Source organism: Candidatus Syntrophosphaera sp., from assembly GCA_019429425.1.
GTDB lineage: Bacteria > Cloacimonadota > Cloacimonadia > Cloacimonadales > Cloacimonadaceae > Syntrophosphaera.
The window spans coordinates 1-17,497 of record JAHYIU010000003.1 but is presented as its reverse complement, the minus strand read 5'-3'; the positions used below and the strand labels follow the sequence as shown (position 1 = coordinate 17,497).

General features: G+C 50.5%; 13 protein-coding genes. 4 read left to right on the top strand and 9 right to left on the bottom strand.

Going from position 1 to position 17,497, the window contains the following annotated elements:
• Positions 1 to 27 precede the first annotated feature (27 nt).
• Both K0B87_00600 and K0B87_00595 read right to left on the bottom strand, forming a co-directional pair.
• Positions 28 to 594 carry a nitroreductase family protein gene (locus tag K0B87_00600; GenBank protein MBW6513246.1) on the bottom strand — a complete coding sequence of 189 codons (567 nt, stop codon included), beginning with the start codon at positions 592 to 594 and terminating at the stop codon, positions 28 to 30.
• Positions 595 to 654: 60 nt separating this feature from the next.
• The gene (locus tag K0B87_00595; GenBank protein MBW6513245.1) at positions 655 to 1,023 is read right to left on the bottom strand and encodes a hypothetical protein; all 369 of its coding nucleotides are present in this window, start codon (positions 1,021 to 1,023) and stop codon (positions 655 to 657) included.
• Between the two features lie 288 nt (positions 1,024 to 1,311).
• Here K0B87_00595 and K0B87_00590 point away from each other — a divergent pair, with 288 nt between their 5' ends.
• Positions 1,312 to 2,073, top strand: coding sequence for a glucose 1-dehydrogenase (locus K0B87_00590; protein ID MBW6513244.1), 762 nt, complete (start codon positions 1,312 to 1,314; stop codon positions 2,071 to 2,073).
• 283 nt (positions 2,074 to 2,356) lie between these two features.
• Positions 2,357 to 2,686, top strand: a complete 330-nt coding sequence (locus tag K0B87_00585; protein ID MBW6513243.1) for a hypothetical protein — start codon at positions 2,357 to 2,359, stop codon at positions 2,684 to 2,686.
• Positions 2,687 to 3,054: 368 nt separating this feature from the next.
• Here the strand turns inward: K0B87_00585 and K0B87_00580 are convergent, their stop codons facing one another.
• From K0B87_00580 to K0B87_00560, 5 genes are all read right to left on the bottom strand, one after another.
• Positions 3,055 to 4,254, bottom strand: a complete 1,200-nt coding sequence (locus tag K0B87_00580) for a hypothetical protein (GenBank protein MBW6513242.1) — start codon at positions 4,252 to 4,254, stop codon at positions 3,055 to 3,057.
• Between the two features lie 25 nt (positions 4,255 to 4,279).
• On the bottom strand, positions 4,280 to 5,323 hold the full coding sequence (locus K0B87_00575; protein MBW6513241.1) for a hypothetical protein: 1,044 nt from the start codon (positions 5,321 to 5,323) through the stop codon (positions 4,280 to 4,282).
• 1,871 nt (positions 5,324 to 7,194) lie between these two features.
• The gene (locus K0B87_00570) at positions 7,195 to 8,532 is read right to left on the bottom strand and encodes a DUF3987 domain-containing protein (GenBank protein ID MBW6513240.1); all 1,338 of its coding nucleotides are present in this window, start codon (positions 8,530 to 8,532) and stop codon (positions 7,195 to 7,197) included.
• Positions 8,525 to 8,863: a hypothetical protein gene (locus tag K0B87_00565; GenBank protein ID MBW6513239.1), complete on the bottom strand. Its 339-nt coding sequence runs from the start codon at positions 8,861 to 8,863 to the stop codon at positions 8,525 to 8,527. The genes K0B87_00570 and K0B87_00565 overlap by 8 nt, the downstream gene beginning before the upstream one ends.
• The gene (locus K0B87_00560; protein MBW6513238.1) at positions 8,847 to 10,139 is read right to left on the bottom strand and encodes a PriCT-2 domain-containing protein; all 1,293 of its coding nucleotides are present in this window, start codon (positions 10,137 to 10,139) and stop codon (positions 8,847 to 8,849) included. Before K0B87_00560 ends, K0B87_00565 begins: the two co-directional genes overlap by 17 nt.
• 647 nt (positions 10,140 to 10,786) lie before the next feature.
• On the opposite strand from K0B87_00560, the gene K0B87_00555 reads away from it, so the two are divergent.
• The gene (locus K0B87_00555) at positions 10,787 to 14,641 is read left to right on the top strand and encodes a hypothetical protein (protein MBW6513237.1); all 3,855 of its coding nucleotides are present in this window, start codon (positions 10,787 to 10,789) and stop codon (positions 14,639 to 14,641) included.
• A gap of 161 nt (positions 14,642 to 14,802) precedes the next feature.
• Here K0B87_00555 and K0B87_00550 read toward each other — a convergent pair whose 3' ends face one another.
• Together K0B87_00550 and K0B87_00545 are read right to left on the bottom strand one after the other, a co-directional pair.
• A complete protein-coding gene (locus tag K0B87_00550; protein MBW6513236.1) occupies positions 14,803 to 16,050 on the bottom strand; it encodes a sel1 repeat family protein in 1,248 nt (415 codons plus the stop codon).
• 164 nt (positions 16,051 to 16,214) lie between these two features.
• A complete protein-coding gene (locus K0B87_00545) occupies positions 16,215 to 16,766 on the bottom strand; it encodes a hypothetical protein (GenBank protein ID MBW6513235.1) in 552 nt (183 codons plus the stop codon).
• A 466-nt stretch (positions 16,767 to 17,232) separates the two neighbouring features.
• Here K0B87_00545 and K0B87_00540 point away from each other — a divergent pair.
• Positions 17,233 to 17,497: hypothetical protein (locus tag K0B87_00540; GenBank protein ID MBW6513234.1), on the top strand; the 265-nt coding region annotated here is incomplete at its 3' end.

The window sequence follows — 17,497 nt, the reverse complement described above, 5'->3', positions numbered from 1 at the left end:
GAAACGCTTGCGCGGTTCAAATCCACTTTAGAGGAAAAGTTCTGCCAGGGGTTTCCTGTCCTGGATCTGGGCTTCGCGCTTTTGATTGAACTCCGAAAGCATGGCGGGATCGCCCAGCCAGCCCACCACGAACATGGTGAGGGGTTCCACCCCCTCGGGAAGTTCGAAGTGTTCGGCCGCCTTTTCCCGGGAAAAACCTGCCATGTTGTGCACATAAAGATCCATCAGGGTGGCCTGGGTGGTGAGGTTGCCGATGGCCAGGCCCAGATCGTGGGCGGCCCAGCGGTTGGGTTTTCCGCTGTCGCTGAAGTGGTTCTGGATCAGGGCCAGGATCAGCAATGGCGCGGAAGCGGCCCATTCCTGGTTGCCTTTCATCAGGCAGTCAAAGAGTTTTTCATACTTCTCCGAGCCGTCCCGCAGCGACCAGATGAAGCGCCAGGGCTGTTCGTTGTTGCAGGACGCAGCCCAGCGGGCGGCTTCAAACAGGGTCAGCGCCTGCTCCTCCTTCAGCATCCGGTCGGAAAAGGCGCGCGGGCTCCAGCGTTTTTGGAGCAGTTCATGGATGGGATGGGTAAATTCAGGCCTGGGTTTCATGGTTTCTCCTCAATTCTCATGTTTTTACTCTCCTGATGGCGCACCCTGAATAGGGGGCTCCTATTCCCCCGGGGCACCGTCTTTACCAAATAGAAGGCCCGGGGCAGCAAAGCGCCGCCGCTGTGGGTCCAGCCTGGCGACGAAGATGTCCTCGTAATTGTACAACCCGTATGCCGTCAGCTCGGTGAAGCCGAAAGAGATCGTGGAATAGAAGAAACCCGTCACATAGCAGTGGCCCCAGGCGTCCGTGCAAACCGCCCAGGCGAAGGTTTCCTGGGCGCTCAGACAGGCCCCCAGCCCGATGAGCAAAAACAAAGTCAGATACAGCTTCATGATCAGCTCCTTGAAAATGACTGGCGCGGCCCCGGCCTGGCGGTAGATACTGGAACAGGACCGGTTCTCGCCGCGTCTTTTTAGGCATATATCCACACATTTCCCAGACATTGTTATTCACAGAATATGTCAAGCAATTTCTCTCGCCCGGTGCTCCCAAACCGCTGAAGCCGGGCAAGCCACGGGCATGTACTCAACTAACCAAAATCAATGAAACAGAGGAGCAGAGAGACCGGGAAACGCGAAGGAAGAGAAAGGGGAAAAGGGGGAATCTGGCGTACAGGCCTGAATTGGCTCCAGGCGGATAATGAACTTGCCAATCCGAAGATTCCGTTTAAAATATCAGTATAGCATACCAAATCAATAGGATATGCAAAGGAGTTGATCATGAACAGATTGGAAAACAAGATCGCCCTGATAACGGGCGCGGCAAAAGGGATGGGCGAGGCCGACGCGAGGCTGTTTGCCTCTGAGGGCGCCGCTTTGATCCTCACGGACATAGACAAAGAGAATCTCGACCGGGTCGCCAAAGACCTGGCAGAATCTGGAACAAAGGTATTGGCCCTGAGGCAGGACGTTTCCTCCGAGGAGGACTGGATAATGGTCGCCCGGGAAGCGAAACAAACCTTCGGACGGGTGGACATCCTGGTGAACAACGCAGGCATAGTGAAGATGGAAGGCATCGAAGCCACCTCCAGGGAAGTTTGGGACAAGATCATCGCCGTGAACCAGACCGGCACCTGGCTGGGGATGAAACACATCGTGCCGCTGATGCGCGAGGCCGGCGGAGGCTCGATCGTGAACATCAATTCCGTCTATGGCCTGATCGGAAGCGGCACTTCGGCCGCCTACCACGCCTCCAAAGGGGGCATGCGCGTGCTTTCCAAGACCGCGGCGATGGAATTCGCCCCCTACAAGATCCGGGTGAACACGATCTTCCCCGGCGGAGTGGACACCGGCATCGACACCGGCCAGCCCAGCGAGCAGAAGCAGGCGCAGGTTGAAGCTTTTCTGAAGCTGATCCCCCTGGGCAGGATGGGCAGGCCGCTGGAGATCGCCAACGCGGTCCTGTTCCTCGCCTCCGATGAGAGTTCCTACACCACCGGGGCGGAGCTGGTGATCGACGGCGGCTGGACCGTCCCCTGATCCAAGCCCAGAGGGGGCTGATCCACTCTGCTTCGGCAAAACTTGCCCCGGATGGCTATCTCTGGCGCGCGGATAATTCTTGTGCACCATTAAAAATAAGCTTGACAAGATTCATTGCTCAGGGTAAACACGCAAAAGTTTGGATTAAGCTTAAGGAGATTCGACCATGAAAACGATCTTTTGCCTTGTAATCTTGCTTTGCGTCTTTTCCGCCCTGTCCGCCGCCACCTGGTACGTGGTGTTGACAGACACCTATCTCGGCTGAGAGGGCGGCACGCTGGCCGTGCTGGTCAACGGCACGGCGGTCCTTTCCAACATCACCCTGCCCTCCGGCACCGGCCCCACCTACCATCCCTTCACAGTCAATCACGGGGACCAGATCACCACCGTCTACACAGCTGGCAGTTATGCCTATGAGAACACCTACAGCTTTCAGAACGAGGCGGGGGTGACAGTCCTGACGAACGGGGCGGGAGGCCTTGAGCCCACCAGCATCGTCGATCCCTTCATGGCGGCGGTGCTGACCCCCAACATCTACCTGATCGGGTCCGGCCGCTATTTCTACATCGTGACCGCGGAGCTTGATCCACAGGCCCGCGGGGGAGTGGAATAGGGAGTTAAGCGTTACGGGTTAAGCGTTACGCGTTAAGCGTATGGCTGCGCCGCTGCGTGGCGGTGGGGGTGGGATGGCTGCGGGGTGGCAAATTCCGCTTTGCCACAGCGGCCGGAGGTCGCTTCAGGAAATGAAGCGGACTGCGTCCGCTCTGCCGAACCGGAATTCGGCAGCCCAAATCGGTAGTGGCGGGGTTTTCCAACACCAAAAAGCCCTACAGGTGTTTCAGATCTCCAATCCTCCAGGTAATGCCATTGGTCCCGAAAGCGCCTGCGGTCGTTTCCCGTAACCCGTAACGCTTAACCCTTAACCCTTAACCCTTAACCCTTAACCCTTAACTCTTAACTCTTAACTCTTAACTCTCCAAACTATGGCTCGTCATAGATCGAGGTCACGTAATAGAACCTTTTGGGCGAAACGACCGGGGCCGTCCAGGTGTTGGTCCCGAAGCTGCCGGTGAGGTCCTCCGCGAAGGCCACGGGCATCTCCGCCTTGGAATAGACCTTGTAGGTGTCCACGGTGTAGACCCCGTCCCAGGTGATGGTCACAAAACCATCCGCGTAAGTAGCGTTCAGGTTTGAGGGCACGCCGTCGGAGAACATGCGGGAAACGGGCAGGCTCCAGAGTCCGTCGCTGTTCATGGCCCGCACCCAGAGCAGGTGGTTGCCGTGCTCCAGCCCGGGAAAGCTGAGCCCGATATCCACCGAGACCGGCGTTCCGGGAGTGACGGAGATCACCAGGCCCTGGCCGAAGCCGGGGTCGTCGTCCACGTAGTATTCCAGTTGGGCCACCAGCGGATTGGGCAGGCTGGGTTCTGTTGGCAGGGGGATGTAGAAGGATTTGCGCTGCGGCAGGCCCCAATCGCCTTCGCTATCCTGGGCCCGCACGTGAATGGTGTGGAAGCCCGCGGGCAATTGGGAGGTGGCGATCAGTTCGTCGAGGGAAACGCTGTTCCGGGTCCAGATCTGGGTCCCCAGGCCCTGTCCGGGGTCGGAATCGAAGAAATACTCGATCTGCGCGAGGTTGGCGTAGGGGATCGGATTGGCTTGTGTGGGCAGCGGGATGTAGAAGGACCTGCGGTTGGGCAGGCCCCACTCGCCGCTGTCGTTCTTGAACCGCGCGTGGAAGGTGTGGAAACCCGCGGGCAATTGGGCGGTGGAGATCAGTTGGTCGAGGCTGGCCTGCTGGCCCGGAGTGACGGAAAGCGGAGATCCAAGGCCCTGGCCGGGGTCCGCGTCGAACCAGTATTCCGCCTGGGTGATCGTCCCGTAGGGCAGAAAGACGGGCTGCGTGGGCAGGGGGATGTAGAACGAGGCCCGGTTGGGCAGCCCCCACTGGTTGCTGGCGTTTTTGGCCCGCGCGTGGAAGGTGTGGAATCCCGCCGGCAGCTGGGCGGCGGGGATCAGTTGGTCGAGGCTGGCCTGCTGGCCCGGAGTGACGGAAAGCTGATATCCCAGTCCCTGGCCCGGATCCGTGTCAAACCAGTATTCAAGGCCCGTGACCGTGGCGGCGGAAAGTGCTCCCAAGCCCCAGATCAGGATGGCGAAAAGCAAGGTTGGAAATCGCATGGCTGCTCCCTGAAGCGGGGGCGCTTCAATTGCCGACCTTGGCTTCGATATGGACGTCCAGTTGCCCCGCCTGGTTGATGATGGCCGGGCAGTCAAAATCGACTATCGAGGGCAGGTAGGTGAGGTACCAAAGGTCGTCGTAGGGCGTGTCTCCGCCGTAGAGGCCGATGTCCGCGCCGTACTGGCCATTGCCGTAGGCCAGGGATGAGGCGGTGTAGTGGTAATCCCCGCCATTGACGTCGATCATCACGTTGGCCAGGTTCACGCCAAGATAGTTGGATGGATCGGTCACCTCCGTGGGGCTTCCCTCCCAGATGTTGTATAAATAGGTGAAGTTCGCGGGTATGTAGGTGATGGTCTCAAAGATGTTGTTGATGAAGATCAGGTTGCCTGTGGAGGTCTGCCCCGTTGCCAGCCTGAGGGATCCGGTGTCCCGGTTCACGAAGAGGCAATGGTTGAAGGCGGCGGTGGTGTTGCTTTGCGCGCAGTTCACCGCGTAAGAGTTGCCGTAAAAGAGGCAGTTGTAGAGCACACAGGAGGCCAGGTTGTTCAGGTTCAGCTTGGTACTGTCGTTATCGAAAGTGCAGCCCTTAATGGTTGTATCGTGTGTTTCAATTGTGCCATTTCCAATTGTCACGCTGGATTTGAAAAGGCACTCCTCTAAAGCAGTTCCGTCACGCAAGATGCTAAGAGATGAGCTGAAAACGCAGTTGCGCCAGGTTGCGGGATAACTGGAACTGGTGGATATATAAACATCCAGGCCGATGAAAACGGTGCCGCTGCCTTCGACGTTATTCACTGACGGGGCGAACTTTGTGGTCACCATGTCTGGATTGGCTGGATCTGTCCCCGCGCCGACGATCGTGAGTTGCTTGGCAATGCTATAGCCTCCATAACTCATCGTCGAGGGGTAGATCATGATGATGTCGCCGTTGGCGGCGGCGTTGTAGGCGGCGTTGAAAGTGGTGTACATGCCGCTGGAGGGGATGTTGTTATCCACCGTGAGCACGGCCGCGGAAAGGGAAAACACCGCGAGAGCGGCGATGAGGCTAAAAATCAAGGTTTTCATGGGTTCCTCCCTGAACTGATTTGCTGGCCAATGCTTCAACGATCGCCCAAAGTTGTCAAGATGTTTTTAGCCCCGGTTGTGGAGGGATGTCCACTCTGGGGGGTAGGACTAACCCGGAAAAGCGCTCAAAGCGAACGGATATAGGGGCTGTGTGTAGCCAGTGCTTTCCAAAGCTCTGCAAGAATCCATCCCTGTTGGCAGGGCATAACGCGGAGGATCGGAATCCTCTGGCTACACTGTTCCACCCTTCACCTGTTAACCCGCCACGCTGGAGTCGAATCGTCCCGCCTGTGAAACCCCGGAGGGGCGGTAAAACTTAGCCCAGGGGTGGTAACCCTGGGTTTGGGGGTCGAGCCTATGCCAATTGAACATCCCCCCTCCCCACTCCTTTCCGCGAACTCCAGAGGAGCCGCGGAAAGGGGTGGGGAGGGGCCTTGATAGCTATTTGATCTCAACACCTCATACCCCAGGGTTGCCACCCTGGGCTAAAATATGTCGCCCCTCCGGGGCTCAGGCTGTTGACAAACCCCGCCGCAGGTGGGGTGCAGGACAATAGGCCCGGGATTTATCCTGGGTGTTTGTGTGGTATATGCTTCTAAGATTAATTCCCCACCCCTCCTCAAACACAGATTTGATCTGTGTTTGGGGTGGGGGTGGGGCCAGAATAAACAAAATACGCACGCTTTTAATACGACGGCTAAAGCCGCCGCCTATATTCCTTCACCCCACCTGCGGCGGGGTTTGTCAGCAGGCTGTGCCCCTCCGGGGCTTATCCAAACAATAACCGGTTTTCACTGACCCAGGGTTTCCACCCTGGGCTAAGTTTTATCGCCCCTCCGGGGCTGGTGCCGCGGTAGGCCTGGATCATGTTTTTGAAATAGGCTCGCATATTTTTCCTCCTTTATTTTTTCCTACGGATTCAACGGATTATACGGATTATACGGATAAAGAGACCGGTGGCACGCTAAAACGCTAAAACGCTAAAACGCTAAAACGCTAAAACACCTCATTCTACATTCCACATTTCCATTCTTCATCATTCATTTCCCTCACGTCCACCACCCGCTAACCAATCGCCGCCTGGGCGTTTGCCGGAGGGGTGGTAAGCGGGTGGCGGGCGGTTGCCGTTTGGGAAACTTCCCCTCCATATATAGTGGGTTACGCTTAGGCGTTTTGGGGGTGTTTTTGGCGAAAAAAGTTGGATTTGGGCAAAAAAAGTTTGAAAAAGGTGGGGATGGGCGAGGAATCATTGTCCACGAATTCCACGAATTTGCACGAATTATAGGGGATTTTCATTCGGATTGGACGGATTCAGCGGATTGACGGATAAATGAATAGATCAGGGATGCACAGGATGGAGGGGGATTTAAGGGGATCATTGTCCACGAATTCCACGAATTATACGAAGGGGCATGTCAAGAAGCACCGGATCCCGTTTGACCATTTCACCTATTCACAGGGGTGAAAAGTAGTTTGTGAATAGGTTAACGCATTGATAATGATGTTGTTAAGCCCACCTATTCACAAAAAACAGGGCTCTGTATATCTGGGAGATTTGGAAACAAAGAGTAGTATATGTGCATTAGTAACTATATGCAATATAGATATATATACTATATATGATATTATATAGTAATATATTTATATATATGTATATATAAGATAGAAAGAACTGCACTTCCTCCCCTCTCAGGCCTCCGGTTTTCTTTTTAAGCTGAGGGCTGTTTTTTGTGAATAGGTGAGCTTATTTAATTGCCGGATAATCCTTTAACCTATTCACAAGCTGTTTTTGGGGGTTGTGAATAGGTGAACAGGTGAGATGCGTCTGAGTATAAAAAAGCCGCCCCGGAGGACGGCTTGATACCAGTTTTTTACTTTCCCCAGGAATCCATCAATTCTCGTGCCAGAACATACATTTTACCGCTGTTCCCCTGCACTGATTTGTAGCTCTCAACGCTGATCGCTTCCCTTTCTATGAGCGATTCGATGCACTCTTTGAAATCGCGTTTCTTCATGTGGGAGGCGTTGAGCAGGGCGGAGTGTCCGGCTTTGCCGTTGTATTTCTGGATCAGGATCTCCACCAGTTTGCGTTCCCCGGCGAGTTTGTCCTGTTCGTCCACGATCTCCAGGAAGGGGATGGTGTTGGCGAAGTAGAAATCGCAGAGGTAGAGGGCCTGGCGGGTGGTTTCGGCGGAGACTTCCAGTTCGGCCATGACGCTGTCGACGGTTCCTTTGGGAATGGCGAATTTGAGCCGGTCCCAGGCGTCGAAGACGGTGATGATGATGCAGAATTTATAGAAGTATCCGTCGTAGATCCTGGTGAAATAGCTCATCAGGGAATCGTTGTTTTTGGCGAACCAGTGGCGGTATTTGGCCACGTAGACCTCGTCGCGCACTCCGACGGCCTCCTCGCCCAGGCGCAGCCGGTATTGGCCGGGCAGGGAGCGGAAGATCTCGTAGAAGGCGTCGTAGACCCCCAGATATTCTTCCAAATCCTCGCCGCTTCGGGTGAGGAGGTCGATCTCGTCCAGGTTCACGTCGCGGATCACGAAGTAGAGGAACCTTTGCAGGAATCCGCCCATCTGGTCGGAGTTGTCGCGGATGTTCTTGTAGATCCAGGCTTCCGTGGTGGACGAGGCGATGCTGAAGGCGGGGCGCTTGATCCGGTCGGTCCGGGTGAGGTTGCGCACGGTTTTGTCCACCCCGTCGTAGAGCTCGGTGATGGTCTGTTTGTAGCCGTCGTTGAAGTGTTTGCCCATCTCGGCCAGCCAGGCGGAAAGCTCGTGGTGGACGAAAAGGCGGGTGGAATTGATCGCGAGGCAGACCAGCAGTTTGGCGAGGGTGACGTTGGAGAGGAGCAGGGTCTTGGCCTCATATTCGTCCACGGGGAGGTCCTCGAGGGCGCGGTCGTGGGGCTTGAGGGTGTAGCCGGCATAGGTGATGGCCGTGGATTTGCGGCTCACGCTGCTGGGCCCGATCAGGCAGCTCCAGATGTTGGGATAGATCCGCAGCGAATTGGAGAGCATGTAGACCCTGTTGCCGATATTGACCGCGATGAAGGGCAGCCAGGCCGTTAGCAGCAGGCCGGGATTGCAATCCGTGTTCCGGGTGGCGGCGTCCAGGTATTCGCGCATGAAGAGCGGGAGGCGGGATTGGTCCAGGACCTCGCTGCGCTTCCTGCCGAAGAGGGAGAGGAGTTCGTTACGCATGGAGCCTCCTGAAAGCGAACGCAGATCTTGAGGAAAAAGAGGGGGTCTCACGCAGATTTCGCAGATTCCGCAGATTTTTTAATAAATTGGGGACGCGCAGGAGGCACAGGAAAAAATGGATTAATGAGCGGATTGATAATGAGCTCATGCCGGTCAGGATAATGATTACACCTCCCCGCCCATTTTTTTCCGTGTTTTTCCGTTCGATTTCAGCGCTTTTCCGCGTTCCTCCGTTTATCCTCAGCATCATCTTTTCCTCATTATCCGCGCTCTCTTTTATCTGCGTGATCTGCGTGATCTGCGTGCCTGTCTTTTCAAACCTGGCAGCCATACTTGCCTCCCAGGAAGAACAGGGTTTCCAGGCCAATTTCGCGCACCTGCCGGAAGGAGCGCCATTTGGTGTCCATCAGCCTCTGGTCGTCAGCGTAATTGGGGTTGTCCTGGAACAGGTCCCAGAGTTCGCGCCCCATTTCCCCAAATCCGGCGTACAGGGCCATTCCGATGCTGATCCAGTCAATGTACTCGATCTTTAGTTTGGCGAGCTTCTGGACTATCATACGGGCTTTCTCGAAGGTGTCTGCCCTGGAGTCCAGCGTGCCGGCGTGGGTAACCCTGGAGTCGAGCGGGCCGGTCTGTTGGTTTTCCTGCTCAGCAGCCAGGTTTTGATTCCGGCTCGCATGGACTCCAGGACCTTTGTCAGTCTTAGTTGATCGGTCTTGCTGGAGTCCATGCCCGCCGCCGCTCAGACTGGGATTGATTGGAGCGAGCTTGTCTTTCGGCGGGCTCGACTCCAGCGTGGGCGGGCTCGACTCCAGCGTGGGCGGGCTCGACTCCAGCGTGCCTTCTCCCCTCTGTTCCTGAGATCCAAATACCTGGCTGGCGCGCATTTTGCCCGCCCGGACCATCTCCAAAAGAAACCCGGCGTCCCGGAGGACGGATTCCACGCTCACCAGCAGGCACTGGGGGCTGACGATCAGGTCCGGGTCGTAGCTGAAGAAACAGGCCCGGCTCCAGTCGTTGGTGCGGTCCACTTTGAGCCGGAGGACGGTCTCGATCTGCAAAGCCAGATATTCCCAGATCAGCCGGAAATCCTTTTCGTTCGTGACGGGCTTGTCCAGCCAGGCGATCAGCTTGACCCCGTCGCGCACGCTGCGGAAGGCATAGCGGATGAAAGGCAGCCGGGCGATCGCCTCGCTCTTCACGGCTTCGATATCCCGGACGTGGTCGAGGTCATAGACGATGAAGTGCGCCAGCTTCACGGCCTTGTTGCTTCTCCGCCCTTCGCAGAGCGAGCCGCAGAACCAGGGGAGCTGTTTTTTCATGGCGTTGGCCAGGGTTTGGTTTTGAATTTCGCGGATGGTGAGGATCTGGGCCCGGATGTCAATACCCTCCACGATCCCCCGCTTGACGCAGGAGATCACGTGGGCGATGTCGCGGGTGCAGATCCTGGACGGATCAGAAACGTTGGCGCCGACAGTTACGGGATACTTGACGGCGGAATTGCGGTCTTCGCCAAGATCGGCGAAGGGTTCGGCAGGGGCTTTTCCGGCGCTGATGAGGTCGGGAGCCTTTGCCAGCAGCAGTGTGGGATGGTAATTTCGGTACACAGGGTACCTCCTTGGATCAGTAGTATCCCGGAAAACCGGGACCCACACTACTACGTTCTCAATTGAGCTGAAATTGAGATATATCTGGGGGCAAAGTCTATAATATGCTTACAGTTAGGGACTTGGAGAGGCAAAAAAGTTCTCAACTATTCTCAATCTCTCTCATTGAGAAATTTTGAGAGCTTTGCGTTGAGAACGGTTGAGAAAGCAGGACATATCCATCATAACCCAAAGATACAGTATAGCGTGAGATACAGCCAAGAAATGTTCAGAATTGATTTGAATGATTTGGTTTGAAACAAAGAGTGCTTGAAATTAGAGGCTATTACGTACATGTGCTATGTGACTGGCGAAGTCCGTGATTCTTGCACTTCAGAATACACTAGATTCGGAAAGGATTTGTTCCTTGATTCTCTGATTAAAGAATCTTGAAAAATGACCTTGGACAGATTGTGATATTATTTGAGATGCTTGCACAAGGATAATTAAATTGGTTTAAGTGGAATTGATTCTCTGATCTCAAACTCATATATCCAGATATATATCTGAAATTTCTTGTGACATCAGTTTTTCGCTTGACTAATACGGCAACCTCCATCATTGTGAGAATTGGGAATATAATTTGTTACTGTACCGAAGGAGGATATATGTTTTCGGTAAAAACAGAGAAAATAATGGCCTCTGAGTTCGATAGTAAGGGGTTTGTTGAATTAATAGAGTTTTTGCTTGTTCTTGAAATGACGAATAACAAGATTCTGTTAAGCGACCTACAATTATGCTCTGCATCAAAAAAAGATGGTGGTATAGATGCTCTTGTGCTTGATGCAGGGAAACAGACTGATCATATTAAAAGTCCACATACTGTTTATCAGTTTAAAGCAGGGAGATTTGATACTCCCGCCAATGTAAATAAAAGCCTGCGGCCCTTCCCCACAAAGACGGAACAAGAGAATCTTAAAAGTGTAAAAGAGAATAAATTTGGGTTGAAAAAGCGATTGAACGATTTGCTGAATAATGGTGCTCATTTTATCTGGGTTATAAAGTATGAGTATCCATCAACTACTATAAGCTCGATTATTGAATCCACTCATGAAGTAATAAAGAAATACTATAACAGCAAATACCCGAAGAATAGAATTAAGGTGGTTGAGGCAAATGCTGTATGCAGATGGGTGAATAAAGATTTTTTAGCGGTACAGTACGTAAACTGGGTCTTGGGAAAATCTCTTTTTGCAGACATACTTCCCTACAATATCTGGAGAACATCTATATCAGATGTTGGTTTACTCTCCAGCAGCTATATTGAGTGTGGTACCCTTTCTGAATGGAAAGATGAAATTATCAAATTTCTTAATGATGATAACACTACTAATCTATGTGTTATCAGTGGATTATCGGGGATCGGTAAAACGCATTTTGTTGTTAACGCAATTGATAGTTACTTGTCTTCTCTAGATCCAAGTCAATCACGAAAAGAGGGTAAGCGAATTATATGGATCAATCGTCAATCAACGATAACTCCCTTTGACGAAGTTAAGAAATTGTTAAGCAAGCATAATCACCTTGTTTTCATTATTGAAAACTGCGGTTTAGAGGAAGCTTACCCTCTTAAAAGGATAGCTGACCAAACAAGTGGTAATAATAAAATCATTATAATCTCATCAGAAGCGGATTCAACCCATAATGAGTTTAAAGGTTGTTTGAAGTTACATATTAGACCGGAAGTTTGTCTTCAGGCAGTCAAGATGTATATTGATAATAACCCTTTATTGAGCGCTTCAGATAAGTTTCGGATAGAGGATTATTCATCTGGTTTTGTCTTCTTTGCGCAGTTAATAGTGCAATCTATTTCTTCTATGAGGAAGTCTGGCAGCAGGGGCAATATACTTGATATTGATGAAGATGTCCCCCGAAAAATCCTGAAAAATATATATGGGAGTGACTTAGAAAGAGCAATATTTGTCTTACAAGTATGTGCGCTGTTCTCATTTTTTGGTTTCTATGATGACAGCAATCAACCTGAGATTAAGGAACAAAGAGAGTTTCTTGCCAATACCCTGGTGATTTTCAACGAGAATGTACCGGATCGTAGTCAGATTTTTTGGGAAACATGTAATAGAGGTTTGGCGAAAGGCATTTTTGATGTAAGAGGGAGATATATTTCATTAAGACCTAAACCTTTGGCTTTGTACCTTGCAAAGGATTACATAGCAAGATTACAGCCTGCTGATCAAGATAGTTTGTTTGAAAAGATTGAAAAAGTAGGACTCATGGATAGTTTTTGTAAGCAGATAAAATTATTCGCTGGGTTAAACCAGATTGAAGTTATTATTGAAAAGCTTGTTAATAGTAAGTTTTCTCCTTTTTCGGCCGACAATATCCTCTTAACCGAACGAGGAGCCAGAGTATTCTTATCTATATGTGAAGTCCACCCACAATTATGTTTAAACGTCATGAATCAAACATTTAGCAGATTGTCAGACGAAGAAATAAGATCATTGGATACAATCAGACGTTACATCGTATTATCATTAGAAAAACTTGTTTTCTCAAGAGAGTTCTCTGATGAATCCATACGAGTCCTCTACAAGTTGGCACTCGGGGAAAATGAACCTTATGCCAACAATGCAACTGGGATACTTGCAAACTTGTTTCATATTTTCCTACCTGGTACTGAAGCTAGTCTAGAAGATAGAATGAGACTAATATCTGAGTGGTACGAAGAAGCCGATGATGCGACCTTACCCTTAATACTGAAAATTCTTGAAGAGAGCATCAGAGTACGCTATTTTACACGATCATGCGGTGCAGAATATATTGGAGGACAATTATCTAAGATTGATTACCGTCCAACAACGTTGGAAGAGATAGAAGATTACATAGCAAACAGTCTTTCTATTCTAAGAAAGGTTATGATCACTTCAAAAGACGCGTACAAAGAGCAAGCAATCAATATAGTTCTTAATGGACTTAGCAATTTAATCTGTGCGGGTTATTGGGAGTCTTTCCTAAATGTCTTTATGGAACAGGAATGGAATTCCGATAACATCATTAAGCTACAATCTGTTTTGAATACTGCTATGAAGTTCAATTATTTTAAGAATCCCCTACATCGTGATTCAGCTATTAGATACGTTGAGTCTTTGTATGATAATGAGTACAAAATGAGAATCGTGTGTACTGTAGTGACCCCAGAATATGAGACTGAAGACAAGTCAAATACTACAGAATCACAAATTGAAGGCTTGGTTAATGATCTTATAAAAGATAAGATACGAGTTACAAACTATCTCGGTCTTCTTTTTGATCCAATGGCAAGAGAAGCATATTACTTTGGTAGGATGTTATCTAATAGGCAATACCAAGTACATGATGTTCTGGATTCCTCACTTGAGTTTATCAAAACAAATACAAATGTTAATCTCGGTTTTGTTATTGGAGTTTTATCTGAGTGTGGGCATCAGGACAAGACTAATTTCATAGAAAATCTCGTTTCACAGGACCCTTTAAATAAATACGCTTTAACGATTGTAACGAAAATTAAGGCATCAATGGATGATATATACTCATTATTCACAATAGTGGACATTAAGCCTGAGATGATCAAAGAGTTTGTTTTCTTCAAGTACGGCAGGGCTACGGAACACCTATCTATTCCCGACAGGTTGTTATTCTATGAGAGGCTATGTTCATATGGTATTATCGGAAAACAGATAACTCTAATGATATGTTACATGGATATATTTGTTAACAAAAAAATATACAGGAGTTATCGTGATTTCATTACACCTCTACTCCTTGATAAGGAACTTTTGGAATACACCACGTTTATAGAAGATGTGTTGTATGACTGGTCTAGCTTAGCGGTCATTCATCTAAAAGACTCTCCTTCAAATAGCAGTAAGATAGCTAAGCTAGTTTTTCAAGCATATATCGAACTATATCAGAAAGACGTTAGGACCATAGATTCTTGTCACGAAATTTTTAGTCTCTTGTATGAATCTTTCTTTGACGATTTTTGGAACGAGTTTACCAAATTACTAGTCAAAAAAGACTCTTTACTTCAATTGCGTCTTAAACATAGTTTCGGTTGGACAGCAGGAGAGGGAATTTCAAGTAACCTGATTGGAATGACTAACGAAGATAAGATATTATCATGGTGTAAGAAAAAAGGTCTCTCGGGAGCTACTCATGTCATAAATATCATTCCCTTGTATGAAAAACAAAATGAATCCATACAGTGGACGTCTCTTGCGATATCCCTAATCAGAGATTATTGGCAGAGTGAAGATTTCAGAAACTCACTCTTTTCTAATCTTGGTTCAGCATTCACAATCGGTTCCGGGGTCTCATATGTTAGACTCCAAATTGAGCTACTGAAGAAATTGAAAGAAGAAAACTCAATAAAGGATAGAAGTTGGATTAATTCAAGTATATCAATGCTCGAAAAACAAGCCGATAGAATGCAGATGACATATGAAGAGAGATATATAAACTATTAACCGATTGTGTCTTTATGATTCATTAAACGGCCTTTGGCTGAGTTCAATAATGCCGTTACATACAACACATTTCTCGTACAGTTAACAACGCGGTTATTCCATTGTATCCGAGAACCCCGTCAAGCCAGTTGAATAAAATCAATCTCAACCAATGTTTGGACTTAGTATTTTACTTCCAGGTGGAAGTTGCTCTTCAGTTGGTAGCTGGGGCCGGCGGGAAGCCACTCAAAAGCCTTGGCCTCTTTTCCGAGGCCGAAGAGTTTGCGGAATTCGAGGTTGAAATCGGAAACGACACCCCTGTTATTGCGCTTTGAGTTTCTGCGCTGATCCGCTATTGTGGTGTCGTAATAGCCGACCTCCTGCTCCCCGTAGTTGACGTGTTTGTCGTGCATGAGCAGGAGAGTGAGACAGTTGGAGAGGAAGAGCTTTTGAGCGGGAAAGGTGGCCTTGTGTTTCCGGTATGAGAAGGTGATATTCTTGTCCTTTAGGTAATAGACCAGTTTTAGCTCTGAGAGTTTTTGGATGTTCCAATCGGCCAGGCAGATCCCGGAGCGGTGGGCGCTTTTTGGGGATTCGGATGGGACGGTCCCTCCGTTCTGATGGCTTGTCTTTAGCTTCCCGGTTTCAGGCGGGGCCGGGCTTTCTTCCTTCTTTTTGGTGAAGGGCACGAAATCTTCTTCGCTGAGGAAGCCTTTTGACAAAAGGATATCCTGGCGTCTGTCAACCTCCTCCTGGGCGGAGTGGATCTGGGCTGGGGAGAGTTTGGGCTCGATCTCCTCAGCTATTTTGCATCCCTCGCCGTTTGCCTCCAGCAGCGCCCAGATATAGGCTTCGATCAGGTTGTAGCCGGCTTTGCATTCATCCAGATAGAGCCGTGCAAGCTGCGCCATCGCCGGAGGATAGTTCTGGCAAGCGGAGCTGAAGATGAGCTTGAAGGCTTTTCTGTAGAAGCGTCCGACCCCCATCCCGCTGAGGTACATCAGGCCCAGATTGAGTTGGGCGGTCCAGTGGCCCCCTTCCGCGGCTTCCTGATAACATCTGACGGCCTCCCTTTGGATCTGGACCTCCGCCACGGAGGGGTCCTTGGAAAGGCGGGAAGGGCTCGCTAATCCTTTCTGATACAGCAATCCGAGGTGATAGAGGGAATCCAGGTGACCGGCCGCCGCGGACTTTTTGAAGTGGCGAAAGGCCGTTTTGGGCTCGTTCAGATGGTAGAAACAGGATATGGCGTATTTGTAGTGGCCCCAGGGATAGCCAAGGCTGGCCGCTTTCTTGAGCAGCTCAAGTCCCTCGGGATCGGTGTTTCCGTGTTCTTTCAGCCGCTCCAGGCCCCTTCCGCATAGCTCCGCCGCTTCCGGCCATTGCTCTTCCCAAGTCGCTTTCTTCGCTTGTTCCAGGTCGTCCCGCACAGTAGTACCTCCTTGAAAATCTTGGGGTCAGAATTCCGGTGGGCGGGTTTGCTGTCAACAGCTTTTTATCATTTAGCGATACTTATTTTAGCTATCAGCGGATGTGACTGAAAAACTTATATTTACTGGATTGGAATGATTCCCGTTCTGGATTTTGAGGTTTATCAGCCCTGGTTATCAAGCCAGATGAAGGTTTTACCGCAAACCAGGCTCCGGCGGACCAGATCCCAGACCGCGGGATTCTCCTCGCGGGCCTTGTTCAGCAGCCTGACCATGGCGTTCCGGTAGGACATGTAGGCCTTCTTTTTATCCGGATTGATGTTCTTGATATCGCCGTTGGGTTTGGTGATGTTCCGCAGTTCCCGCTTCAGCCAGCCGATCTCCCAATCCAGGTCCGAGCAGTCCGCGCCTTCCTCCTCCGCCAGGCGCCGGGCTTTCCGGGCGATGAGCTGGTTCATCCTGTTCTTGTACTGTCCCAGGGCCTTTCCATCCGCCATGGGGATATCCGGAAAGGCGGCGGCCTTGAATTTCTCCACCACTTTCTGGCGGGGATTGGCAAACCTCAGCCGCAGGGTCAGGTCGATCACGTCGATGGGAGTGTTGGGCTCGCGGAGCAGGATCCGCAGCACCCGGACACCCTTCATGGAGGCGTATTTGTCCATGAACTGTTCCAGTTCCCGGTAAAGATACCGCTTGTTTTGAATGCGCTCGTACATTATTTATCTCCTTGTAAAATTATACCTTTAAATGAGGACAACATATTTGCAAGTCGGGTTTTTGTCAATATATATTTCATAGGGGATCAGGAGCTATAATGCTGGATGGAAAAGGGAAAAAGGGGAAGAGGGGAAAAGGGGCTGGCGCATTGGCCGGAACACCGAATTCATTCGATCGGTCCACCAGATTCATCTGGTTTTCCCCTACGGATTCAACGGATTTCACGGATTGAACGGATAAAGACAGGTGTCCACGAATTACACGAATGAACAGAACGCGGAGCCATTAACGTGAAAACGTGAAAGCGTGGAAGGGTGTAACACTGGCGCAGCTTCCCCTTTTGCCCCTTTCCCCTTTTGCCCTTTTTCCCTCTTCATTACTCAATTTTCATTCTTCATTAAAAAAACGTAACCCACTATATATGGAGGGATATGTTCCCTACTACTAAAAAAGGAGGTAAAAGCTATGAAAGTGATCTTCAAGTACGGGATCAGCACCTACTCGGGCACCATCGACCAGATGGTCTATGGCAGCTACCGCGACGGCAAGCTCTGCATCGGCCGCGAGTACGTCTATCCGAGGCTGACGGCTTACAATGAGCTGCTGGGCAGCATCGCCAGGAATCTGAGCACGCTCTACGCCGCGGCTTCGGTGGACTACAAGGCCGACCTCAAGAGCTACAGCCAGCGCAACGGCAGCCAGAACGTGCCCAAGACCAAGCTGCCGCCCA